Source organism: Nibribacter koreensis (genome assembly GCF_039541795.1).
GTDB lineage: Bacteria > Bacteroidota > Bacteroidia > Cytophagales > Hymenobacteraceae > Nibribacter > Nibribacter koreensis.
Genome location: NZ_BAABGX010000003.1, coordinates 41,392 through 64,359, shown reverse-complemented (window position 1 = coordinate 64,359; position 22,968 = coordinate 41,392). Strand labels below are relative to the sequence as shown.

Below are 22,968 nucleotides of genomic sequence, written 5' to 3'. Positions count from 1 at the left end.
TTTATAGATGATTAGCGAATCTCGGGGCTTGGGTTATTGGTTGTTTCCGGTAGCAGGCATAGGCTCCACCAAACGGTCTTTGCCGTAGATGAACTCATCACGCTCATAGCGGGCCGGTGCCGTCTTGTCGTTCTGCAGGAAGATGGCCGCCTTAGGACAGGCTTCCTCACAGAGGCCGCAGAAGATGCAACGCAACATGTTAATCTCATAGCTCACCGCGTATTTCTCTTCGCGGTACAAGCCTTCTTCGCCACGCTTGCGCTCACCGGCCACCATGGTAATGGCCTCGGCTGGGCAAGCCACGGCACACAGACCGCAGGCCGTGCAACGCTCTCTCCCCTTCTCGTCACGCTTTAACACGTGCAAGCCCCGCCACACCGCACTCATGGGGCGTGTCTGCTCTGGGTAGCTGATGGTCGCCTTCTTCTTGAAGAAGTGACGCATGGTAATGGTCAAGCCCTGAAAAATAGCCGGCAGATACATTCTCTCAGAGAAGTTCATCGGTTTCTTTTCCAGCTTCTTTGCTCTATTACTTAATGATTGCATATCATTCTAGTCTTTAAATAGTGGGTAAGGCTTTTCTAAACAGAGAGCCTTACATCTCACGGCAATTGCTTCTTATTGGAAGTACTCTTGCTTGAACAAAATAATGGCCGCGGTCACAATCACGTTGGCAATGGACAATGGAATCAAGATTTTCCAGCCAAGGTTCATCAACTGGTCATAACGGAAGCGTGGCAAAGTCCAGCGCACCCACATGAAGAAGAAGATGAAGAAGAAGATTTTTCCAAACAAAGCTACGGTGCCTAACAAAGTCACGATGTTGTGCGGCAAGCCCATGTCATACATGAACGGGAAGTTATAGCCACCAAAGTAAAGCGTTGCCATCACAGCCGAAGCCACGAAGATGTTCACGTACTCGGCAAACAGGTACAAGCCCATACCCATAGAGCTATACTCGGTGTGGTACCCGCCAATCAGTTCGGTCTCACACTCAGGTAAGTCAAAAGGTACGCGGTTGGTCTCTGCAAACGCACAGATGATGAAGATCAGGAAGCCCAGCGGCTGGTAGAAGATATTCCAGTTCATGCCCGAGATACCAAACAAAGGCTCTCCCTGCTGACGCGCCATCTCGCCTAAAGACAAGGTTGATGTCACCAGCAAAAGAGCGATGATGGACATACCCATGGCTAGCTCATAGCTGATGTTCTGCGAAGCCGCTCTAATGGCTCCTAGCAAAGAGAACTTGTTGTTAGAGGCCCAACCACCAATCATGATGCCGTACACACCCAAGGCCACTACGCCAAAGATGTACAGAATCCCGATGTTCACCTCAATGGCCTGCACGTTAATGTACTGACCGTCAATCAAAATACTGCCGCCAAACGGAATCACCGCGCTGGCCATACACGCTGTCAACATAGACAGGGACGGCCCCAAGATGAACAGGAACTTATTGGCGTTGGCCGGCACGAACTCCTCTTTAAAGAAAAGCTTCACCGCATCTGCCAACGGCTGAAACAAACCCAGCGGACCCGCCCGGTTTGGCCCAATCCTGTCTTGGATGAAGGCGGCCACCTTGCGCTCCGCGTAGGTAGAGTAAGTGGCAATTAATAAAGTGACCCCAAACACCGCCAAGATGATGAGGGCTTTTACCAAAAATACGGTTGACTCCATTATACTTGTCTTCCTAGGTTAAAAGGCGTGCTTTTTAAATCTTCTTCGGTGGACCCTGGCAAGTTAGGTACCACTGGTACGTTCAATACCGGCAACTCATAGTGGTTAGTGGCAATGACAGAACGCTGGTCAATGTGACGAGGTCCTTCAATGGTCCAATCCTGCGGGTCTTTGTGATCAAAGCGACACTCGTTGCAGATGAATTCCTGCACCTCGCCGTACTGGTCCTTGCGACCCGTCACACGCAATACATCGTTGCCGCGCATCCACAACACTACTTTACCAGAGCATTTAGGGCAGTCACGGTGCGCATCCATAGGCTTGGTGAACCACACGCGGTTTTTGAAACGGAAGGTCTTGTCTGTCAAGGCGCCTACCGGGCACACGTCAATCACGTTACCAGAGAATTCGTTGTCAATCACGTTCTCAATGTAGGTACCAATCTCAGCGGCATCACCACGGCCTAGTACACCATGCACACGCTTCTCAGTAATTTGGTCAGCGGTGTACACGCAACGGTAGCAAAGGATGCAACGCGTCATGTGCAGTTGAATCAACGGCCCGATGTCAATTTTATCAAAGGTGCGGCGCTCTTCTTCATAGCGGGTACCAGAGGTACCGTGCTCATACGCGAAGTTCTGCAAGTCGCACTCCCCGGCCTGGTCACAGATAGGGCAATCCAGCGGGTGGTTAATCAACAGCATTTCCACCACGCCTTTGCGGGCGGCCAATACGTCTGGGTTGGTGGTGTTTTCTACCACCATGCCGTCTTGTACCGGGGTAATGCAGGAAGCCACCAGCTTAGGCATAGGGCGCGGGTCTTTGGCTGAACCAGCCGCCACTCTTACCAAGCAAGCCCGACACTTTCCGCCGCTTCCTTTTAAAGGAGTATAATAGCACATGGCCGGAGGAACCACTTCGCCGCCTATTTTACGGGCCGCGTTGAGGATGGTAGTTCCCTCTTCTACCTCCACCTCTATGCCATCAAAAGTTATCTTTACCATTTCAATGTATTGTTGATTGCTGGTTGTCAATTGTTACTGTCAATCAGCAAATGGCTATTTAATCTACTGCTCGTTTTTGGCCTCTTTTCTAGAAAACACGCCAAAAACGAAAACCTTATGCTAAAACAGAGGCGTTTTTGTTGAACACTGCCCCAGGAGAAGTTGCCTGCTCTGGATGTTTCACGTGCCACTCAAACTCCTCTCTGAAGTGACGCACCGCTGCCGCTACAGGCCATGCCGCGGCATCCCCTAGTGGACAGATGGTGTTTCCTTCAATCTGCTTGGCAACGCTCACCAGCAAGTCAATGTCATGCATGTGGCCATGGCCGTACTCAATGCGGTGCAAGACTTTCTCTAACCAACCGGTTCCTTCACGGCATGGGCTACACTGGCCGCACGACTCGTGGTGGTAGAAACGGGCCAAAGTCCAAGTATGTCTTACAATACAAGTCTGGTCATCCATCACGAAGAAGCCGCCAGAGCCCAACATGGTACCCGTGGCAAAACCTCCGTCAGACAAAGACTCATAAGTCATTAATCTATCCTCGCCAGCGGCGGTTTTCAAGATTAAGTCTTTAGGCAAAATTGGAACCGAAGAACCACCGGCAATGACGGCTTTCATGTCACGGCCTTTCCAGATACCACCGCAGTATTCGTCTGAGTAGATGAACTCCTCTACAGTGATGCCCATTTCAATCTCGTACACACCAGGGTTGTTGATGTTACCACCAGCGGAGATCAATTTGGTACCGGTACTGCGTCCCACGCCAATCTTGGCATATTCAGCAGCGGTGTTATTCACAATCCAGGGAACAGTGGCAATGGACTCCACGTTGTTCACCACGGTTGGGCAACCATAAAGGCCCCATACCGCCGGGAAAGGTGGCTTGTTACGCGGGTTGCCGCGCTTGCCTTCCAGAGACTCCAGTAAAGCAGTCTCCTCGCCGCAGATGTACGCGCCACCGCCTGGGTGCACGTGTAAATCCAGAGAGTAACCGCTACCCAGAATGTTCTCACCCAAGAAACCATTGGCATAGGCCTCGGCGATGGCTTTTTCCAGAATGCGCAGGATGTACATTAACTCCCCGCGTATGTAGATATAAGAGGTACGGCAACCTAGGGCATAGCTAGAGGTAATCATGCCCTCTACCAACAGGTGAGGCAGTTTTTCCATCAGATAGCGGTCCTTGAAGGTACCTGGCTCAGACTCATCTGCGTTGCATACCAGGTAACGCGGCTTACCTTCTGGCTTGGCCAAAAAGCTCCACTTCATCCCCGTAGGGAAACCAGCACCACCACGGCCTCTCAATCCAGAGGTTTTCACTTCTTCCACCACTTCCTCTGGGGTCATGGTCTTTAAAGCTTTCTCTACAGAAGCGTAGCCGCCGTGCTTGCGGTACACGTCAAAGGTTTCAATGCCTTCAACGTTGATATGTTCAGTTAATAATTTTCTTCCCATGGTTTCTTCACCGTTGAAGCTTTCAGGTCTTCCAGCAACTGGTCTGTGCTGGCAGCGTCCAAGTTCTCATAATACTGCTCTCTCACCTGCAACATTGGGCCGGTACCGCAAGAGGCAAGGCACTCCACGGTCTTCAAGGTGAAGTTGCCGTCTGCACTGGTCTCTCCTACTTTGCAACCCAACTTGTTCTCCAGGTGCTGAATCAACTCATCTGAGCCGCGTAGCATGCAAGGTCCCGTTCGGCAAACCTCCAACACGTGCTTGCCTACCGGCTTCAGGTTGAACATGGTATAGAACGTAGCCACCTCATATACCTCAATAGGCTCAATGCCCAGGATTTCGGCTACTTTGTCCATCGCCTCTGGGCTTACCCAGCCGCCAAACTCGGCCTGCGCAATGTGCAGGATAGGCAACAACGCTGACTTCTGACGGTCTGCCGGGTAATGAGATAGGTAGCGCCGAATCTCGGCCATGGCCCCCTCTGAGAACTGTACTTCTTTTCTTTCTACTGTTTGATCCATTTGGTCAATGGTCGATATAAAGCCGCCTCACAGCAGGCTTGGGAAAATGTTTCTGTTATAAGAACCGCTTAGGCGTCAAGCTCACCGGCAATCACATTCATAGAAGAAAGGATCACGATGGCATCTGACAACTGCGTGCCCACCACCATTTCTGGGTAGGCTTGGTAGTAAATAAAACAAGGTCTTCTGAAGTGCAAACGATACGGCGTGCGGCCTCCGTCAGACACCAGATAGAAGCCTAGCTCCCCATTACCACCTTCTACTGAATGGTAGACCTCACCTACTGGTGCATCAATCTCGCCCATCACAATCTTGAAGTGGTAGATCAAGGCTTCCATGCTGCGGTACACCTCTTGCTTTGGCGGCAGAAAGAACTCTGGCGCGTCTGCGTGGTAAGGTCCCTCAGGTAAATTGTCTAAAGCCTGCTGAATGATGCGCAAACTCTGCCAGATCTCCTCGTTACGCACCATGAAACGGTCATAGGTGTCGCCTTTGGTACCTACCGGAATATCAAACTCAAAGTCTTGGTAGGACGAGTACGGGTTCATGACGCGCACGTCATAGTCTACGCCAGCAGCTCTCAGGTTAGGGCCTGTGAAACCGTAGTTCAAGGCACGCTCTGCCGTGATGGGGCCAACGCCTTCCACACGGTCCACAAAGATGCGGTTGCGGTTGAACATAGTCTCAAACTCGCGCATCACAGCCGGGAACTCAGCCAGGAACTTTCTGATTTTTTCAATGGCCAACGGAGAAAGGTCACGCTCCATGCCGCCAATTCTACCCATGTTGGTAGTTAAGCGGGCACCGCAGATCTCCTCGTAAATCTCATAGATTTTCTCACGCTCCTGAAACACGTACAAGAAGCCCGAGAAGGCGCCCGTGTCCACGCCCAAGATAGAGTTACAGATCAAGTGGTCCGCAATACGGGCCAGCTCCATCACAATCACTCTAATGTACTCAGCGCGTTTTGGAACCGTTACGCCCAACAACTTCTCTACCGTCATCCACCAGCCCATGTTGTTGATGGGTGAGGAGCAGTAGTTCATGCGGTCAGTGAGCGGGGTGATTTGGTAGAACGCTCTACGCTCGGCAATCTTCTCAAAGGCCCGGTGAATGTAGCCAATGGTAGGCACGCCCGAAACGATCTTCTCGCCATTCATTTGTAGAATGTTCTGGAAGATGCCGTGCGTGGCCGGGTGCGTAGGACCTAGGTTAAGAGTGGTTAACTCCTGTACAAAGGTGTCTGTGGTGTTTAACTCTGTTGTTCCTGTTGTTGGTTTGTCTAACTCCATAATGGCTGTTAGGGTATGCGGCAAAACCGATGACCGTGCTTTTGCGCAATCATCGGTTTAGGCCTTCTATTATCTTCCGAAGAAGGTATTAATCTTGTCTTCGCGGGTTTGATCCTCTAGCGGGAACTCCTTACGCATGGGGAACACCTCCATCTCTTCCACATTGAGAATGCGAATAAGGTTAGGGTGACCCTCAAATCGGATGCCGTAGAAATCCCAGGTCTCACGTTCCATCCAGTTGGCGGTGGCGTACAGGTTGGTGGCGGTTGGCACCACGGCATCATCCTCAGAGAAGAAGATTTTAAGGCGAAGGCGCACGTTGTGTACCAAGCTGTGCACGTGGTAAATCACGCCTAGCTCCTGGCCCTTGTTATCTGGGTAATGGATTCCGCACATGGTGGTGAGGAACTGGAACTGCATCATCTCATCATCATACAGTGCCTGTAGAATGGGGATGATGTTTTCACGGGTGGTGGTCACAGTGACCAGACCGTAAGGCTCCTGGATATCAAACACCTGGTCCCCAAACTTCTCTTGAAGCTTTTGGATGAGGAGTTCGTTGGTAAGTTCGGACATGCCTATTTAATGTTGTAAGAAGCTAGTAATGCTTGATATTCTGGTGAGTTACGGCGGCGCAGGGACTCGTTCTCAGCCAAATCCTGAATACGCATCAAGCCATCCAGAATCTGCTCTGGGCGCGGCGGGCAGCCCGGCACGTACACGTCTACCGGTACTACGCGGTCAATGCCCTGCAATACGCTGTAAGAGTCAAAGATACCACCGCTGCTGGCGCAGGCACCCACGGCAATCACCCAACGGGGCTCGGCCATCTGCTCATACACCTGCTTTACCACCGGTGCCATCTTCTTGGCAATGGTACCCATCACCATCAGCAAGTCTGCCTGGCGCGGGGAGAAGCTGGGACGCTCAGACCCGAAACGGGAAATATCATAATGAGAACCCATGGTGGCCATGTACTCAATACCGCAGCAAGACGTGGCAAACGGCAAAGGCCATAAAGAGTGCTTACGGGCCATGCCTACCACCTTCTCAATAGAGGTGGCAAAGAAGCCAGCACCTTCAATGCCCTCTGGGGCATTCACCAGGGTAATATCGCTTTTGTTATCGCTCATGTTCGTTTTTGCTTAGTTTTCTGGAAAAGAGGCTAAAAACGCCTGCTCTCTAGAACACCTGTAAGCTTATAATAGTTTGTTAGCGGCGCAGGTAAAATGCAATTCTATTCCCACTTAAGGACGCCCTTCTTGAGCACGTAGAAAAAGCCGGTCAAAAGTAAGCCCATGAACACCAGCATCCACACAAAGCCGTCCATTCCCAGATATTTGAAGTTGACCGCCCAAGGGTAGAGGAAGATCACCTCCACGTCAAAAAGTACAAACAGGATGGCAATCAGGAAATATTTGATGGAGATAGGGGCACGGGCATCGCCTTTAGACTCAATACCGCACTCCCAGGAAGCGTCTTTTACTTTGCTGTGGCGCTTAGGGCCAATGAGGTGCGTCACCACCATGGCAAAAACCACAAAGCCCAGAGCGGCCGCGAACTGAATCACGATGGGCAGGAAATCGCCCGGTACATATTGCGCAGTTGCTGTCGGTTCCATAATAAAGCAAATTAGGTGGCAAAATTAGGCACTATTACCTAAGATTCAAAGGAAAATAGAGAATGCTCACTGAACCGAAGGATACTGCTGCCCAGACTTGGCTTTTTCTTAAATCTTCTTTGGCAAACGATATTCCTTTTAGAAATAATTAAATATTTCCGGCCTTGGCTGTTATTATTCTCAAAAAAATTCTTTCTTTACATAGTAGAACATGAATGTTCTCATAAGGTTTAGCGGTCTCCCCCTCAGACGCTACGCTTTCCCTGTTTGAATTATTAAAGCTTTCTTCAAACATGGCAAAAGCCCGGTTATTTTAGCCGGGCTTTTTCTCTGCCCGCCGCGCATTTGAAAAGCTGCTGTTTTCTCCCCTACCTTTGCCCCGCCTTCTTCTGGAACTTACCGGCCTGGTATTTGCTTTTGCCAGCGTGGCAACAACACCTTTATATAAGAACATGAACAAAAAATATCTCATAGCCCTCCTCCTGCCCTTCTTATTGGCCTTTGACGGACCAAAACTTAAGAAAATAGCCATTACCAAGAACGTGAGCCTGGCCATACCAGAAACGTTTGCCGTGATGCCAGATGACGGCATTGCCCGCGAGTACCCTTCGGCCCGTAAACCGCTGGGCGTCTTCACCAGCCCAGACGGCCAAATAGACATTAGCGTCAATCAGCGCCCCAGCACTTTCCCGGAGGGAGACGTGAAGATGATGCAGTCTTTTTACAAGGCCTCCATCCAACGCATGTTCTCTGAGGTGAAGTTCATCAAAGAGGAAAGCCAGAAGATCAACGGCCGCGACTTCTTAGTGTTTGAGTTTGTGTCTACCGTAAAGGACGAACGCAAGACCCAGCAATTAGCCCCGGTTAGAAAGTACACCATCATCCAGTACACCTTCTTAAAGGACCAGATGCTCATCTTCAGCTTTAACGCCCCGGCGCAATTGCAACCGCAGTGGCAGGAGACCGCCAAAGCTGTGATGGCCAGCGCCCAAGTCAAGTAGAGTATTCCGTTTTTGGCCTCTTTTCCAGAAAACAGGCCAAAAACGCCTTTGTAACATAGCAGAACGGGTAGCGGTAAAAAGAGCTACCCGTTCTCATTTAACCCAACCCAGCCGTGCTCAGTGTACACTCAGACGAACATTTCATGCGCGAGGCCTACAAACAGGCCCAATATGCTTTAGAAGAGGGGGAAATCCCGATTGGCGCCGTCGTTGTCTGCCAGAACAAGATCATAGCCCGTGCCTATAACCAGACCGAAAAGCTCAACGACGTCACCGCCCACGCCGAGATGCTGGCCTTTACCGCCGCCGCCAACCACCTGGGCAACAAGTACCTGCATGACTGCACCTTGTATGTGACCGTAGAACCCTGCGTAATGTGCGCTGGGGCCAGTTATTGGTCCCAGCTTAAGCGCGTAGTCTATGCCGCGGCAGATGAGAAGCGCGGCTACCGCAGATTGGGCGTGAACCTTTTGCACCCTAAGACCGAACTGGTGGCCGGCATCCTGGCCAACGAGTGCAGTCAGCTGATGTCTGATTTCTTTAGAGCGAAAAGAATTTAGATTAACTTTGGCGCAGTCCGTATGTCTATACAGACATCATTTATTGTACAACCTTAACCTGTAAAACTATGCCATTTGAACTTCCGCAACTTCCGTATGCGTACGATGCGCTTGAACCGCACATTGACCGTCAGACCATGGAGATTCACCATACCAAGCACCACCAGGCCTACACGACCAACCTGAACAACGCCATCCAGGGCACTGACAAAGAAGGTCAGACCATTGAGGAGTTGTTGCGTGATGCGGCCAAGACGCCAGCAATCAGAAACAACGGCGGCGGCTATTACAACCACAACCTGTTTTGGACCATCTTGAGCCCGAACGGCGGCGGCAACCCAACCGGTCCCGTGGCCGAGGCCATTGAAAAGGCATTCGGGTCTTATGACGCGTTCAAAGAAGAATTCACCAAGGCCGCTACCACCCGCTTTGGGTCTGGCTGGGCTTGGCTATGTGCTGTTGAAGGCGGCGGGCTGCAAATCTGCTCTACCGCTAACCAAGACAACCCCTTAATGGAAGGCGTTGACTCTTGCGGCGGCTTACCCATCCTAGGATTGGACGTTTGGGAGCACGCGTATTACTTGAAATACCAGAACCGCAGACCAGAGTACATCACAGCGTTCTTCAACCTCATCAACTGGGACGAAGTAAACAACCGTTACGCGAAAGCCAACGGTTAATCAATTCTGCGTAATTTAATAAGAAAAGCCTCACTGCCAGCAGTGGGGCTTTTCTTATGCGCCATGAATTCCAGGATGGATGCGATATGAAAAGTCGTTTTCAGCCTATTTTCCAGAAAAGAGGCTAAAAACGATTACACCGTTTGACAGCTGGCGCAGTATCCAGAAACCCAGCAATTCACCTGCTCTGCTTTGTAGCCCTGGGGCAGGGTAAGTTTCACCTGCTCTGGCAAGCATTCCACCCGCAGGCAAGTCACGCATTTGAAATGGAAGTGGTCATGGGTGTGGTGGTGCTTCTCACAACTGCGGCACAGCGCGAAGTAGTATTTGCCGTCATCTGAGACGATGCGGTGCGTAATGCCGTCCTCGCAAAAGCGGTTGAGCACCCGGTAAATGGTCACCCGGTCAGCCTCACCCTTCAGTTTTTGCTCAATCATATCTTGGCTCAGGGCAGAGCCCGCCGTCTGCAACAAAGACAAGATGGACTGCTGGGTGGGGGTGCTTCGTCTCTTCATAAATTTTATTAATGCAACATTGTTGCAATAATATAAAACATCTCTACATTTGCCAAACCTATTTCACGGTGAACACCGCCCACGGCTTGATTACTATGACAAGTACTCTTCAGCAATATGGCCCTTATTCATTTGAAGTAGCTTATGAAACAATAGCATTATGGAAGAGAGAAAAGACTTTGACGCCATCATCATTGGGGGAAGCTACGCGGGCCTGTCGGCGGCCATGGCCTTGGGCAGGTCGCTTAGAAACGTGCTGGTACTGGACAGCGGACAACCTTGCAACAGACAGACGCCGCACTCGCACAACTTCATCACCCAAGACGGTGAAACGCCCGCGGCCATTTCCCAGAAAGCCAGAGAACAGGTACTGGCCTACCCTACTGTGGTGTTTAAAAACGCCTTAGCCGTACACGCCACCGGAGAAAACAACGCCTTTGAGGTAAGTACGTCAGCGGGTGAGACCTACACGGCTCATAAACTCCTTTTTGCCACCGGCGTGAAGGACCTCATGCCAGAGATGAAAGGCTTCGCAGAATGCTGGGGTATCTCCGTGTTACATTGTCCGTACTGCCACGGCTATGAAGTCCACCACCAGAACCTGGCGGTTTTGGCCAATGGGGACATGGCCTTTGAGTTTGCGCGGCTCATCTCCAACTGGTCGCCTTCCCTAACCGTGCTCACCAACGGCAAAAGCACCCTCACCGCAGAACAAGGCCAGGCTTTAGCACATCACCACATCCAGATAGACGAACGGGAAATTAAGGAATTGGCGCATGTACAGGGAAATCTACAAAGCGTAGTTTTCAATGACGGCACTACCCTCCCATTGGCCGCCGTTTTTGCCAGACCGGCTATGACGCAACATTGCAAGCTTCCAGAAGAATTAGGCTGTGTCTTGACTGAACAAGGTTTTCTGCAGGTAGATGAGTTCTTTAGAACTACCGTGCCTGGTATTTATGCCGCCGGAGATGCCACCACCATGATCCGCACCGTCTCTGTGGCTGTGGCCGCCGGTACCAAAGCCGGAGCCATGCTCAACAAAGAACTGATTGAAGAACGTTTTTAGCTTGTTTTCCGGAAAACAGGCCAAAAACGCCTACCTAATAGTTGGACACTTCGCTCCAAGCCGCCTTTGAACAGGTTTTTCCAAGATAAAGTCGTAATATAGAATCTAATATATGTGACGGGATTCTATGGAAATTGTACTGCTTGTAGTGTTGCTGGTTCTGCTGGTAGTGGTTGGGAACCGGTTGGTCAAACGGCTGGACCAGCAGCACTACACCTTGCAAAAACTACAAGACGAGGTGCGCTTGCTACGCGAGCAACAGGCTCAGAAACCTTCTGCACCGTCTTGGGATGCCGCTTCCTTTGCCGCTAAACGGGACACGGCTTCTACCAGCACCCCGGTTCAAAAAACAACTCCCCCGCCTGTTCCTACACCCGCCCCGCTTCCGCCGCCGCCTCCCAGACCTACCCCAAAATCGCCGGTGTTTGAGCCGTACGTGCCTGAACGCCAGGCTACGGCGGCTTTCACGCCAGTGTCCGAAACCGAATCTGAACCCCGCAAAAACATCTTTTCTTCCTTCACAGAGAATCTGGACTGGGAGAAGTTCATTGGGGAGAACCTCATCAACAAGCTGGGGATTGCCATTCTGGTGCTGGGCATCGGGTTCTTCGTGAAATATGCCATTGACCAGGACTGGATAAATGAGATAGGCCGCGTAGCCATTGGCCTCTTGGCCGGTGGTGCCTTGATTGCGGTCGCCCACAGACTACGCGTGGAGTACAAGGCATTCAGTTCTGTGCTGGTGGGTGGCGGTATGGCCATTCTGTATTTCACCATTGCCATTGCGTTTCATGAGTACCAGCTGTTCAGTCAGACGGCGGGGTTTTTGTTGATGGTGGCCATTACGGGTTTTACCATTTTCCTATCCATTGCCTATGACAGGATTGAATTGGCGGTGCTGTCCCTGGTTGGCGGCTTTGGCAGTCCGTTCATGCTCAGCACCGGCGAAGGCAATTACGTGGTGCTCTTCAGTTTTATTCTGGTCTTGAACGTGGGTATTCTGGTGCTGGCGTATTTCAAGAAATGGAACTTGCTCAACCTCATTGCCTACGTTTTCACCATCATTCTGTACGGCGGTTGGCTGGGCACCCAAGTAGTCTCAGTGCCCAACGCCCCGTTGGCCGGCGCCCTGCTCTTCGCGACGCTCTTTTACCTGGTGTTCTTTTTAATGAACATGGTCTACAACCTCAAAGAAAGCAGGCGCTTCACCGCCCCCGAGATTCTGGTCTTGCTCAGCAACAGCTTCCTGTATTACGCGGCGGGCATGTACATTTTGACCTATCTGGGCCAAGGGCAGTACCAGGGGCTCTTCACCATTCTGTTGGCGGTGTTCAACTTTGTCTTCGCGTTTGCCTTGTACCGCCGCCAGCAGGTGGACCGCAACCTGGTGTATCTGCTCATTGGCCTAGTGCTCACGTTTGTGAGTTTGACGGCACCGGTGCAGTTGGAGGGCAATTACATCACACTGTTCTGGGCTTTGGAGGCGGTTCTGCTGTTATGGTTGTTCCAGCGGTCGGGCATTCAACTGCTCAAATCAGCCTCGGTGTTGGTGCTGGGTTTGATGGTGGTGAGCCTGGCCATGGACTGGATGGGGTATACCATCACCAGAACGCAACTGTCGCCGCTTATCAACAAACTGTTCATCACGGGCGCTGTGGCCGTGGTCGGATTGGCGGGCACCTGGTGGTTGCTGGGCAAAGAGGAAGTCAGTGCACAGCAGCCCAGGTTCTGGCACCGCTACCGCCAACTGGTGGGCACGGCGTTGGTCATTTGCTTGTACCTGGTGCTGGTGCTGGAACTGGACCACCAATTGAGCTATTCTTCTTTAACCGGAAACGCCCAGACACTGGTCTTAGGCTTATTCCATTACCTGTACTTATTAGGCTTGGTCTGGTGGGGACAGCGCCGCGGCAACCCTGTGTACCAATGGGGCGCTTTGGCGTTTTCACTGGCGGCCATTCTTTCCTATCTGGTCATCCTGCACCCCACTACCATAGAAACCCGCAACGCGTATTTGTTACAACAAGGCGAAACGATGGCCTCCTTCCTGCTGCACTATCTGCCATTTCTGCTGATTCTGGTGTTGCTGGTGGCTATGGTGCGTCTGCTGCAAAGGATGGTGGGACTGCACAGCAGGCTGGGAAAGATTGGCTTATGGCTGGTGAGTTTTGTGGCGGTGTTTTTAGCCTCCGCTGAACTGGAGCACTGGTGGATGATCCTATTCTTTGAGGCTAAGACTGGCATCTACGCCTTGCAGGAACATATCAGAAAGATTGGCTTCCCTATTCTCTGGGGCGTGGCTTCCTTTGTCTTGATGGCCTTGGGCATGTCCAAAAAGCTGAAGACCTTGCGTATCATTTCGCTCTCCTTGTTCTTCCTGACCTTGGTGAAACTGTTCCTATTTGACATCAGGGGCATCTCGGAGGGCGGCAAGATTGCGGCCTTCATCTGCCTGGGCGTCATCCTGCTGGTGGTGTCCTTTATGTACCAAAAACTCAAAAACCTCATTCTTGTTGATGATGCCCATGCGCCTGATTCTTCCTCTCCTTCCCCAGAAGCGTAGCCTGTTTCTTCTGGCCTTTTTGCTGGGTTGGACGTCTGCCCAGGCCCAGGACTTCGGCTGGAAGGCGACCTTGTCTCCTGTGGCTACGCAAGGCTGGCACCGGGTGCTTTTGCCTGCCTCCGTGACCGGGCGTTTGCAAGCGGGTTTGGAAGATTTGCGACTCTATGGCACAGACGGAAAAGAAGTGCCTTATCTCTTGCAGACCGAAGAACCGGTGCAGTACCGGACCCTTTTCAAGCCCTACCAGATTCTGCGCTACACCCGTCAGCCCGGCGGCCTTTCTGAACTGCTCATCCACAACCCAGAACAACGGAGCATCAACAACATCAGCCTGCTCATTGGCAACGCCGAAGTCCGGAAAACGGTGGCCTTGAGCGGCAGCGACAACCAGCAGGATTGGTACGTGCTTAAAGAACAGGACGTGCTGTACGCCATTAAAAATGAGAAGCAGACCGCCGAGGTCAAGTTGCTGGACTTCCCGCTGAGCAAGTACCGCTACTTCAGGCTACAGCTTAACGATTCTGCCAGTGCACCGCTCAACATCTTAAAAGCCGGCTACTATGACACCTATTCTGAGGCCGGCAAATACACCCGCATTCCCATCCAGCACTTCTCCCGCAAAGACAGCACTGATAAAACTACGTACTTGAGCCTAGACTTCGGGCAAACGGTGCACCCAGAGCAATTGGTCTTTTACATCTCTGCTCCCCAATTGTATTACCGCGAAGGGAAAGTGATTCTGGGCGAACGCACTGACGGTTCGCGTCGCCAGAGAAAGAGACGACGACGCAACAACACACATCTTATTTTTGAGCCATTCACCCTGCATTCCAACGCACCAGCCCAAGTCAACCTGCCCCGCCAGAAAGTAGAGCGTTTGGTCATCCAGCTTCAGAACGAAGACAACCCGCCTCTTAGAATTGACTCGATGCAAGTCCTGCAATTAAACCGATACGCCGTAGCCCAACTCCAACCCAACAAAGCCTACACTTTGCGTTTTGGAGATGAAGATGTAGAAGCGCCTAGGTATGATTTACAGTTCTTCCAGGATAGCATCCCGACTAATTTGCCTATTGTTACGGTTCAGCAAATCACGCTACTCAAAGAGCAAAAGCCTAAATCACAAGGTTCTAAGATGCTCATGTGGGCGGTAATTGGCGTAGTGGCCATTGGCTTGGGTTATATGACCCTGCGGTTGTTGAAAGATATGGATAAGAAGAAGAAAGTATGAGAAACATGAAAAGTAGTAGCCTCTTTTTAGTTGCCGCATTGTGCTTAATATTTAATCACGCCTACCCCCAGAGCCATCAACCTTTTATTGTTACATATGATACTTATCCATTCGATTTTCCTCTAAAACACATGGTAGTTAGGCAACATCAAGAAGTTGCTTGTCATGACTTCCTTAAAATTACCCAAATCACTAATGGTTATCTTGATTCTCTACAACATAACCCTGAAGAGGGCTTTATTCTATACATTGTTCCAACTGCTCCAGGGCCAGTAACAGTTAAGGCGATATGTACCATTATTGAAAGTGGCAGAAAACACCTATCTGAAGTAATAGCCACGTTTAAAGCCCTTGCACCTCCCCTTATTGAAGTGGAACTTCCCAAACAAAACATATTAGCCAGTAAGCTAATTAAATTTCAACTATTTAATTCACAGACAGGTGAACTAGCAGAAAACAGGTATCAAATTAGCCAGTACTTTGATGTAAAAGTCTTTGATAAAAAACACCAGTTGGTCGGAATTATTCCTATGCAATCAGGTTCACCTATATCGCTTAAGTTTGGCAATAAAATAAAATTCAAAAAAGGCTTTACACTTCTATTCACCTTACCAATTGGAGACGAAGTAACCGGAGTACTTTTTAATTCACGAGAAATAAAACTAACACTGTAAATCGTTTTCAGCCTAATTCCCAGAAAACAGGTCAAAAATGAGAAAAGGGCTTGGTTGAAATTTACAATCCCCTTTTATTTAGATAATCAGAAAGCCTTTCAAACTCACCGCAAGTATCTGGCGCGAAGCACAGAATTATCTTATCATCGGTTAACTCGCTAATTTTAATTCTTACGGCAGTCGATTCATCTTCTAGGAAAGAATAGCCATTCTTAGAAAGCTTCCTGCTTTTTAGAGTTAGAGTTTTAGCCTTTGAGTCAAGCTCATAAAGACCTTTCTCAATTACTGGAAAATTGGCTTTCCCATAAAAGTCATTGAAGACAAAGTATTTGCCATTTGGCAATAATGTAAGCACGTCAGGGTCTTCAATGAATTTCTTACTGCCCACATAGCCCGTTAATATCCACTCTCCTTCTCCGCTATCGTTTCTTGGTTGCATCCGTTTGACTGCCATCTCTACTTCTGCACTATCTAGCTTTTCTTCGGGCGTTAAACCTTCTAAGACTGGTTCTTGTGCCGTGACCGGTGCTTCCTGCATGGTAGAGTCTACCTGTACTGGTTGTTCTTGAGCAGTGGAAACTTCAAATATTGGTTCTGCCTGTTTGGTGGTACATGCAGTCAAACTAATTACAAAAAGCAGTATGCAAATCCTTACCATGAGTATAGATTATGATTCGATGTTAGAAAGATATCAAATATCTAGTAGGGAGATATTTTAATTGTGAAGTTGCCCAACTTACAAATTGAGCAACTTCATTTTCAGCCTAATTCCCAGAAAACAGGCCAAAAACGCGCACCACCTATCCAAGCAATGGCTTTTTTGCTTAGCTTCAGACACTCAATCCTATACACTACCTAACAAACTAGAATCTCCCATGAAGAACCCTTTCCCGCAACGGTTCCTGCGCCAGTCCATGCCCGTATTACTGGGCGGATTGCTCTTGTTGCCAGCCTTGCCCAGTGAGGCGCAACAGAAACCTGCCACTTCTAAAACCACAAAGTCGAAAGCCAGCAAAGAAGGCTTTGATGAAAAACTATACAATGCTTTGACCTGGCGCTCTATTGGGCCATACAGGGGCGGACGTTCAGGCACGGCGGTCGGCGTACCGGGCCAGCCCAACTTGTTCTACTTCGGGGCGACGGGCGGTGGCGTTTGGCGCACCAAAGACGGCGGTTCCAGCTGGGAGAATATCTCTGACAAGTTCTTCGGGGGTTCTATTGGCGCGGTGGCCGTAGCAGAGTCTGACCCTAACGTGATTTACGTGGGCGAAGGCGAGAAAACGGTACGTGGCAACGTGTCCTCGGGCTTTGGTATGTGGAAGTCGGAAGACGCCGGCCTTACCTGGAAACACATCGGTCTGAAGGATTCTAAGCACATTCCGCGCGTGCGCATTCATCCTAAAAATCCTGACTTGGTCTACGCGGCCGTATTGGGCAATATCTATGCGCCCAATGACCAGCGAGGCGTGTACCGCTCCAAAGACGGAGGTAAAAACTGGGAGCGCGTGCTGTTTGTAAATAAAGAAGTGGGCGCCTTTGACCTGACTATTGACCCTGTGAACCCGCGTAACCTGTATGCCACCACCTGGCGCATGCAACGCACACCGTACAGCTTATCATCAGGCGGACCTGGTTCCGGCATCTGGAAAAGCACCGACGGCGGGGACACCTGGAAAGAACTGTCTAAAAATACCGGTTTACCGAAGGGTACGTTGGGCATCATCGGCGTAGCCGTTTCTCCGGTGAACAACCAGCGCGTGTGGGCCATGGTAGAAGCTGAGGACGGCGGACTGTTCCGGTCAGATGACGGCGGACAAAACTGGGCCAAGCTCAACGATGACCGCAACCTGCGCCAGCGCGCCTGGTACTATACCCGTGTGACGGCAGACCCTAAAAATGAAGACGGTGTGTACGTGCTCAACGTGGCTTACCACCATTCTACAGACGGCGGAAGAACCTTCAAAAACTACATGTCTCCGCACAGTGACCACCATGACCTATGGATTGCACCCGAGGACCCGAAACGCATGATTATTGCGGATGACGGCGGGGCGCAGGTGAGCTTTGACGGAGGCCAGAACTGGAGCACGCCAGACAATCAGCCGACGGCGCAGTTTTACCGCGTGGTGACAGACAACGCCTTCCCGTACCGCATTTACGGAGCGCAACAGGACAATTCTACCGTGCGCATTGCCCACCGCACCACCGGCCGAAGCATTGGCATGCATGACTGGGAAGAAACCGCAGGTGCTGAAAGTGCGCACATTGCGGTGGACCCCACCAACCCAGAGATTGTATACGGCGGTAACTACGGCGGTTTCTTAGCCAGAGTAGACCACAGCACCGGTTTTGAGCGCACCATCAACGTGTGGCCAGACAACCCCATGGGTCACGGTGCCGAAGACTTGAAGTACCGCTTCCAGTGGAACTTCCCTATCTTCTTCTCGCCCCACAACCCCAAGAAGATGTACACTACGTCCAACCACTTGCACGTGACCACCAATGAAGGGCAGAGCTGGCAGGATATCAGCCCAGATTTGACACGCAATGAAAAGTCTACCTTAGGGCCGTCGGGCGGGCCTATCACCAAGGACAACACCAGCGTGGAGTACTACGGTACCATCTTCGCGGCCGCGGAGTCACCCGCTGAGGAGAACGTGATTTGGACCGGCTCTGATGACGGCCTGGTGCACGTAACCCGCGACGGCGGGAAGACCTGGAAGAACGTGACGCCTAAAAACATGCCTGAGTGGAGCATGGTGAACAGCATTGAGCCTCACCCAACCCAGAAAGGCGTGATGTACTTCGCAGCCACGCTGTACAAGAAAGGAGATTTCCAGCCTCTGTTGTTCAAAACAGATGATTATGGAAAGTCTTGGACTAAAATCACCAAAGGAATCAATGAGAACCACTTCACGCGCGTGGTGCGTGTAGACCCAAAACGAGCTGGCTTGCTGTATGCGGGTACTGAGTACGGCATGTATGCGTCCTTTGACGATGGCAAGAACTGGCAACCGTTCCAGCTGAACCTGCCGTTGGTGCCCATCACTGACTTGACTATCAAAAACGACAACCTGATTGCTGCCACCCAAGGTAGAAGCTTCTGGATTATTGATGACTTGACGCCTCTGCATCAGTTGAACAGCACTGTGGCCACCAGCAAAGTGCATTTGTACAAGCCCATGCCTAGCTACCGCATGAACGGAGGCAATAATGCCAACCCTAAATTGGAAGGACAGAACCATCCGGGTGGGGTCATGATTCACTATTACCTGGCGCAGAAACCAGATTCTGCTACTACCGTGACCTTAGAATTGCTACAGAAAGACGGAAAGCTGATTAAGAAATACGCCAGCAACGCCAAAGACCGCGCCTCTAAACTGGACGTGAAAGACGGTATGAACCGCTTTGTCTGGAACATGCTCTACCCAGAGGCTTCTAAGTTTGAAGGAATGATTCTGTGGGGAGGCGGTACGCAGGGACCAAGAGCCATTCCGGGTACTTACACCGCGCGCCTGACGGTGAACGGCCAGAAGCAGGAAACCGACTTTGAGATTCTGCAAGACCCACGCAGTAAAACCCAGCCAGCGGACCTGAAAGCACAGTTTGACTTCTTACTTTCGGTGCGTGACAAACTGACTGAGACCAACGACGCCATCAGCAAGATACGTGAAGCCCGCACCCAGATTAACAGCGTGACGTCTAAGTTCCAGGGCCGTGAGGACATGAAAGATGTGCTGGCCACTGCCAAGGACTTGAACAAGCGCATGACCGAAGTAGAAGAAGCCCTGTACCAGACCAAGAACCGCTCAGGTCAGGACCCTTTGAACTATCCTATCAAGCTGAACAACCGCCTGGCCAACGTAGCCTCTCAGGCGTCGCAGGGAGATTACCGCCCAACGGAGCAACAGTACGCATTCCAGAAGGAAATCACCGCTGAGATTGACAAGGAGTTGCAGAAGCTGAACCAGGTGTTCACCAAAGAACTTCCAGCCTTGAACCAGCTTATTAGAAACAAGAACGTAGACGCCATCATCATTAAAGACACTACCAAGAAGGAAGGTCTGTAAGCCTGTTCTTATTTTCATCTATTGCAAAGCCGATGCCTCACCCGCATCGGCTTTGTAATTTTTGGGCTGTTTTCTGGAGAATAGGCCAAAAACGTATTGTTTGCAATTGCGGGAAATACGCATATATTGCATAAAGCTAATGCTTTGCTTGAGGGGCATTTACACTATTGATTGTTAAGCCGATTACTTCCTCAGGCATCCTTAAAATTGCAACTTTTGTTCAACCCGAGGCTTCTCTAAACAAGCTTCACATACCAAATTAGGAATATGTCTATGATGAAGGAATTCAAAGAGTTCGCCATGCGTGGCAATGTAGTGGACCTGGCAGTGGGCGTTGTGATTGGAGCGGCCTTCGGCAAGGTGGTTACTTCTTTTGTGGAAGATGTCTTGATGCCCCCGCTAGGTGTACTCTTGGGCGGCGTAGATTTCTCTGACTTGAAAGTAGTCTTGAAAAAAGGCGTACAAGATGCCGAGGGGAAATTCTCTGACGTGACCTTGAACTACGGTAACTTCATCCAGAGCCTGATTGACTTCATGATCATCGCCTTCGCCATTTTCATGGTAGTCAAGCTGATGAACTCTCTCAAACGCAAAAAAGCAGACTCGCCGGGCGTACCACCCGCGCCTACCAAAGAAGAAGTATTGCTCACTGAGATTAGAGACGCCCTGCGCGCACCTAATAAGCCAACTTTGTAAGTTCCTTCTATTGACCTAATGCAAGAAAGTCCCGTCCGTTTTTATGGTGAATTCTAAAAAACACCTTAAAAACGGACGGGGCTCAATGCCATTATATGAGCTAAAGCAGTTCTACCTCTTCCATGCACACAGAGGCAGGAGCCATGAGGCTTAACTGCAGCGCCAGAAGGCCTTTTTTAATTTGGAAGCCTCTCTCCATAGATGCCTCTATAAACACCCTGGCGTCCTCTACCAAAGCATCTAACAGTGGTCCCTGAAAGGTAGATGCAACAAAATACGCGTTATCTTCTTGCAGCAACCTAGCTAGTCGCTCTTGTTGCTGAGGGAAAAGGCAGTTTGAGTAAATCTCATTGGGTAGCAACGCTTTTAGCCTTTCCTTTAGCTTGTCTTCTTTCTGCTTTAGTATAGCCGTGTATTTTAAGGCCGCCTCTACAGACATGGACGTGTTGTAAATGGGATAAAGCGCTTCCATTATTTCTTGGTACAGCGCAATGTCTTCCTCCACCTCTGCATTCACTGCGAATAGCTGGGCATATCCAGCGTTTAACTCCTCAGACCGTTCGGCTTGGCTGGCACTGTGCAAGAAATACAGATAGGCCTCCTTGTCGGCCTGTTGCAACTTTTCTTGGGCCTGCTTTAATTCCAGCTCTAATTGGGCCAGCACCGGTGCTATCTCTTTGACGCTGTATTTCTGACCATCAAAATCAAACGTCTTAATATCTGTTTCTTTCCTGGAGATAGAGGTAGCCAGGTCTACATCCTGTTGCAAGGCAACCACCTGCTTGGGTAGTTGACAGGTGGCATCATTGAACACCTCTGCAAATGTCTTTGATGGCACGTTGTCTACCGCTTCTTCTAAAGCAAACGCAGAAATATTGCGGTCATCATAGAATCCATTGTACACTTCGCCTAGCTCTCTGGCCTTCTTATCTTCTAAGAACTTTGCATAGAAGCCTTCTGCTGATACCACCTGTGGCTCTTGCTCAAATTTAACGTCAGCAAACAGATGGGCTGTCATTTGTTGTTGCACTTGCTCTGCGTCCTTAAACAACTCCCAGGCAGACAGCGGCATTTCTTCATGTGGAATGTTCAGGGAAACCAAATGCGCTTCGCGGTCATCTGTACTGGGGTGGGACGCCCATTGGTCTTTTATGAATAACCTACTAGGATTAAAATACACCGAAGCCGCCGCCGTCACCTGGGGCAGACCATGTTGCATAGGAATATGGTGTTGGTCTGCAAAAACAGCCATCATCTGGCGGTGCTGCGGATAGATGTTGTCTGGCTTCAGGTTAAGGGGTAGCCAGGAATTATAATAACTGATAAGGCTTCCATAACAGAGGCCGGCCGCATCTGTGCGCCTTAGCGAAGTCACCAATGGGTCAGAGCCGGTCACAAAGGCCGCCACGGCGTCTGCATGAAACTCCATTTCTCTGGAAAGGCTCATATACGGCTTGTTCACCAGCACATAAGTCTTCTGCAACACCCACTGGATGCCTTGCACCACCTTAATGGTAAGAGCCGCAAAAATGGCGAAATAGCCACTGGCATTAGACCATTTGTCTAAGGCTCTGGCGTAGCCGTCATTGTCATACAGCATGTTATAAATGGCTTGGTTCACGTTGTAGACATAGCTTCCCAGCTTCATGCTTCGTTGCGAAAAATGCCCAAACTCATGCGCCAGAACTGCCTTAAACTCGGTAACATTCAATGAATTCACCACGCCCAGACCAATCTGCAGGTTCTTCTGCACAGGAAAGAACATACTCCAGAAACTTGAATCATAAAAAACGCAGGCATTCACCTCTGGCGATAGGTAGATTTTCTTCGGGAAGGGCGTCTGTGTTTCAGAAGTTATCTTTCTGATAAAAGCGAACAACACTGGCTGCTCTGCCTCCTTTATTTCAATCAAGCCAGACCGGTCTACCTTATGGCGCTTAAACATGAACTTAAGCAGGAAGAAAATGACCATCAGCCCCAGTCCCACCAATCCTAACCCCAGCATTATGGTTATAAAATGGGTTAGGACGCTAATGAGCAGGAAGCCCCCAATACCACATAAAATAGCCAGAAGCACGGCGCCTGCCATAAGGCCCACATACACCAAGAAGAACAGAAAAATGGCACCGGCCACCCTACCTACTTCTTTCTTGAATGTAGCAGAAGGTTGCACCACGCGCTCGTCCACGCCCGTAGGCATTGCCGGATAAGGAAAAGAAGACTGCATATAAAGAGGATTTACATGCTTAATATAAGAAAGTCTCTATTGGTAAGCGCCACTTTCACAGATTTGTAAATTTTACACCGCAGCTTTGGCAAACTCTCTCGTTTTTGG

General features: G+C 50.3%; 21 protein-coding genes. 9 read left to right on the top strand and 12 right to left on the bottom strand.

Annotated elements, in window-relative coordinates:
- Window positions 1–33 precede the first annotated feature (33 nt).
- The 9 genes from ABD880_RS15755 to ABD880_RS15715 all read right to left on the bottom strand — a co-directional run bounded on the left by ABD880_RS15755 (window position 34) and on the right by ABD880_RS15715 (window position 7,574).
- A complete protein-coding gene (locus tag ABD880_RS15755) occupies window positions 34–546 on the bottom strand; it encodes a NuoI/complex I 23 kDa subunit family protein (RefSeq protein WP_071887769.1) in 513 nt (170 codons plus the stop codon).
- 72 nt (window positions 547–618) lie between these two features.
- Window positions 619–1,677 carry an NADH-quinone oxidoreductase subunit NuoH gene (gene nuoH, locus ABD880_RS15750; RefSeq protein WP_066506060.1) on the bottom strand — a complete coding sequence of 353 codons (1,059 nt, stop codon included), beginning with the start codon at window positions 1,675–1,677 and terminating at the stop codon, window positions 619–621.
- Window positions 1,677–2,681 carry an NADH-quinone oxidoreductase subunit G gene (locus ABD880_RS15745; protein ID WP_345168215.1) on the bottom strand — a complete coding sequence of 335 codons (1,005 nt, stop codon included), beginning with the start codon at window positions 2,679–2,681 and terminating at the stop codon, window positions 1,677–1,679. Before ABD880_RS15745 ends, nuoH begins: the two co-directional genes overlap by 1 nt.
- A gap of 115 nt (window positions 2,682–2,796) precedes the next feature.
- On the bottom strand, window positions 2,797–4,140 hold the full coding sequence (gene nuoF, locus ABD880_RS15740) for an NADH-quinone oxidoreductase subunit NuoF (RefSeq protein ID WP_345168214.1): 1,344 nt from the start codon (window positions 4,138–4,140) through the stop codon (window positions 2,797–2,799).
- The gene (locus ABD880_RS15735; RefSeq protein ID WP_345168211.1) at window positions 4,122–4,661 is read right to left on the bottom strand and encodes an NADH-quinone oxidoreductase subunit NuoE family protein; all 540 of its coding nucleotides are present in this window, start codon (window positions 4,659–4,661) and stop codon (window positions 4,122–4,124) included. The genes nuoF and ABD880_RS15735 overlap by 19 nt, the downstream gene beginning before the upstream one ends.
- A 68-nt stretch (window positions 4,662–4,729) precedes the next feature.
- Window positions 4,730–5,953: an NADH dehydrogenase (quinone) subunit D gene (gene nuoD, locus ABD880_RS15730; RefSeq protein ID WP_345168209.1), complete on the bottom strand. Its 1,224-nt coding sequence runs from the start codon at window positions 5,951–5,953 to the stop codon at window positions 4,730–4,732.
- Window positions 5,954–6,022: 69 nt separating this feature from the next.
- Window positions 6,023–6,529, bottom strand: coding sequence for an NADH-quinone oxidoreductase subunit C (locus ABD880_RS15725; protein WP_345168206.1), 507 nt, complete (start codon window positions 6,527–6,529; stop codon window positions 6,023–6,025).
- A 2-nt stretch (window positions 6,530–6,531) separates the two neighbouring features.
- Window positions 6,532–7,086: an NADH-quinone oxidoreductase subunit B gene (locus ABD880_RS15720; protein ID WP_066506071.1), complete on the bottom strand. Its 555-nt coding sequence runs from the start codon at window positions 7,084–7,086 to the stop codon at window positions 6,532–6,534.
- A gap of 104 nt (window positions 7,087–7,190) precedes the next feature.
- Window positions 7,191–7,574 carry an NADH-quinone oxidoreductase subunit A gene (locus tag ABD880_RS15715; RefSeq protein ID WP_345168201.1) on the bottom strand — a complete coding sequence of 128 codons (384 nt, stop codon included), beginning with the start codon at window positions 7,572–7,574 and terminating at the stop codon, window positions 7,191–7,193.
- Between the two features lie 452 nt (window positions 7,575–8,026).
- On the opposite strand from ABD880_RS15715, the gene ABD880_RS15710 reads away from it, so the two are divergent.
- From ABD880_RS15710 to ABD880_RS15700, 3 genes are all read left to right on the top strand, one after another.
- Entirely contained in the window at window positions 8,027–8,575 is a 549-nt protein-coding gene (locus ABD880_RS15710) for a hypothetical protein (protein WP_345168199.1), read from the top strand.
- A 113-nt stretch (window positions 8,576–8,688) separates the two neighbouring features.
- Complete coding sequence (locus ABD880_RS15705) at window positions 8,689–9,135, top strand: nucleoside deaminase (RefSeq protein WP_345168196.1); 447 nt, start codon at window positions 8,689–8,691, stop codon at window positions 9,133–9,135.
- 68 nt (window positions 9,136–9,203) lie between these two features.
- Entirely contained in the window at window positions 9,204–9,815 is a 612-nt protein-coding gene (locus tag ABD880_RS15700; RefSeq protein ID WP_345168194.1) for a superoxide dismutase, read from the top strand.
- A 134-nt stretch (window positions 9,816–9,949) separates the two neighbouring features.
- On the opposite strand, the gene ABD880_RS15695 is transcribed toward ABD880_RS15700, so the two are convergent.
- Window positions 9,950–10,330 (bottom strand): Fur family transcriptional regulator, encoded by a 381-nt coding sequence (locus tag ABD880_RS15695; protein ID WP_345168191.1) that lies wholly within the window; start codon window positions 10,328–10,330, stop codon window positions 9,950–9,952.
- 160 nt (window positions 10,331–10,490) lie between these two features.
- Here ABD880_RS15695 and ABD880_RS15690 point away from each other — a divergent pair, with 160 nt between their 5' ends.
- The 4 genes from ABD880_RS15690 (at window position 10,491) to ABD880_RS15675 (ending at window position 15,867) form a co-directional block, all read left to right on the top strand.
- Window positions 10,491–11,399 carry an NAD(P)/FAD-dependent oxidoreductase gene (locus ABD880_RS15690; protein WP_345168189.1) on the top strand — a complete coding sequence of 303 codons (909 nt, stop codon included), beginning with the start codon at window positions 10,491–10,493 and terminating at the stop codon, window positions 11,397–11,399.
- Between the two features lie 127 nt (window positions 11,400–11,526).
- On the top strand, window positions 11,527–13,962 hold the full coding sequence (locus ABD880_RS15685; RefSeq protein WP_345168186.1) for a DUF2339 domain-containing protein: 2,436 nt from the start codon (window positions 11,527–11,529) through the stop codon (window positions 13,960–13,962).
- On the top strand, window positions 13,925–15,193 hold the full coding sequence (locus ABD880_RS15680) for a hypothetical protein (RefSeq protein WP_345168184.1): 1,269 nt from the start codon (window positions 13,925–13,927) through the stop codon (window positions 15,191–15,193). Before ABD880_RS15685 ends, ABD880_RS15680 begins: the two co-directional genes overlap by 38 nt.
- 5 nt (window positions 15,194–15,198) lie before the next feature.
- A complete protein-coding gene (locus tag ABD880_RS15675) occupies window positions 15,199–15,867 on the top strand; it encodes a hypothetical protein (RefSeq protein WP_345168181.1) in 669 nt (222 codons plus the stop codon).
- Window positions 15,868–15,928: 61 nt separating this feature from the next.
- Here ABD880_RS15675 and ABD880_RS15670 read toward each other — a convergent pair whose 3' ends face one another.
- Window positions 15,929–16,489 (bottom strand): hypothetical protein, encoded by a 561-nt coding sequence (locus ABD880_RS15670; RefSeq protein WP_345168178.1) that lies wholly within the window; start codon window positions 16,487–16,489, stop codon window positions 15,929–15,931.
- A 253-nt stretch (window positions 16,490–16,742) separates the two neighbouring features.
- Here ABD880_RS15670 and ABD880_RS15665 point away from each other — a divergent pair, with 253 nt between their 5' ends.
- Both ABD880_RS15665 and mscL read left to right on the top strand, forming a co-directional pair.
- Window positions 16,743–19,937 carry a WD40/YVTN/BNR-like repeat-containing protein gene (locus ABD880_RS15665; protein ID WP_345168175.1) on the top strand — a complete coding sequence of 1,065 codons (3,195 nt, stop codon included), beginning with the start codon at window positions 16,743–16,745 and terminating at the stop codon, window positions 19,935–19,937.
- Window positions 19,938–20,204: 267 nt separating this feature from the next.
- The gene (mscL, locus tag ABD880_RS15660; protein WP_345168173.1) at window positions 20,205–20,633 is read left to right on the top strand and encodes a large-conductance mechanosensitive channel protein MscL; all 429 of its coding nucleotides are present in this window, start codon (window positions 20,205–20,207) and stop codon (window positions 20,631–20,633) included.
- A 100-nt stretch (window positions 20,634–20,733) separates the two neighbouring features.
- Here the strand turns inward: mscL and ABD880_RS15655 are convergent, their stop codons facing one another.
- Entirely contained in the window at window positions 20,734–22,860 is a 2,127-nt protein-coding gene (locus ABD880_RS15655; RefSeq protein ID WP_345168171.1) for a M48 family metalloprotease, read from the bottom strand.
- Window positions 22,861–22,968 lie beyond the last annotated feature (108 nt).